This is a genomic window from Mycobacterium sp. E735 (genome assembly GCF_001666955.1).
Classification (GTDB): Bacteria; Actinomycetota; Actinomycetes; order Mycobacteriales; family Mycobacteriaceae; genus Mycobacterium.
Map to the genome: position 1 here is coordinate 1 of NZ_LZIX01000030.1, position 1,160 is coordinate 1,160.

The 1,160-nt window shown below is 67.2% G+C and carries 2 protein-coding genes; both read left to right on the forward strand.

Annotated features, from left to right (window positions below):
- A partial coding sequence (locus A5704_RS02905) for an ATP-binding protein (RefSeq protein ID WP_197508437.1) occupies nucleotides 1-482 on the forward strand: 482 nt, incomplete at its 5' end.
- Nucleotides 483-525: 43 nt separating this feature from the next.
- Nucleotides 526-1,160: iron-containing redox enzyme family protein (locus A5704_RS02910; RefSeq protein ID WP_197508438.1), on the forward strand; the 635-nt coding region annotated here is incomplete at its 3' end.

The window sequence follows — 1,160 nt, forward strand, 5'->3', positions numbered from 1 at the left end:
CCGTCGCCGATGCGGTTTTGCGTGAGTTGGCCCCTCCGGCTGGGTATGACGACGATGTGGCAATGGTGATCTACCGGCACCAGCAATCTCCCCTGCGGATCGAAACCGAGGCCAGCGCAGAGCGATTGGTCGGCATCCGGCATCGATTGGCCGACTGGCTGAACAGCGCAGGCGTGCCAGAGGAATTGGCCGCCGACATCGTGCTCGTCGTCAACGAGGCGTGTACGAACTGCGTCGAACACGCGTATTCGGAGCAGCCGTCGGGCGCGATGTCCCTCGACGTCGGCCTCGCAGACGGCGAGATCCGGGCGCGGATCACCGACCGCGGCTCCTGGAAGACGCCGGCAGCGGACCCGGGCAACGGTGGCAGGGGCCTGTTGCTGATGAGGGCGCTCAGCAACGCGATGGAACTGGACTGCACACCCACCGGCACCACGGCCGACATTACGTTTCGCCTGCCCGCCGTGGGGGGGCGGGAGTGACGCCGCATCGTTTGTGGCCCCCGGATAGCGGGTAGTCGTGGGCGTGACCCGCGCATCAGTCTCAACCGAACCCGCCTTGCCGGCGGCACACGGGCCGCTGTCGACCGCCGTGCGTCGCGCCCTGACTGGCCCGCCGTCACATGACCACCTGAGCCGCATCGGCGCCTCCGTTCGCGACTCGGACCCTTACGGCCTGGATCTGCAACTGGCACTGTGCATGTGCTATGAGTTGCACTACCGTGGCTTCGCGGGCGTGGACCCCGGCTGGGAGTGGAATCCTGCGCTGCTGGCGTTACGCGGCGAACTCGAGCGCGTCTTCCTGGCCGGTGTGCGCCGCGACGTCGGAGCCATCGCGTCGGACCAAACGGCGGCCGCCGAGATGGACGCCATTTCGGTGGAACCGGTCGACGGCACCGGCCCCTCGTATTACCTGCGCGACAGCGGAAGCTGGCAGCAGATGCGCGAGTACTTCGTGCACCGGTCGGTCTATCACCTCAAGGAGGGCGACCCGCATGCGTGGGCGATTCCACGTCTGATGGGCGTCGCGAAAGCCGCTTTCGTGGCAATCGAATTCGACGAATACGGCGCCGGGCAGGGCCCCCGGCTGCATCAGCAGCTTTTCGCCGATTTGATGACGGCGGCGCACCTGGACGCCACGTACCTGGCCTACGTGGACGC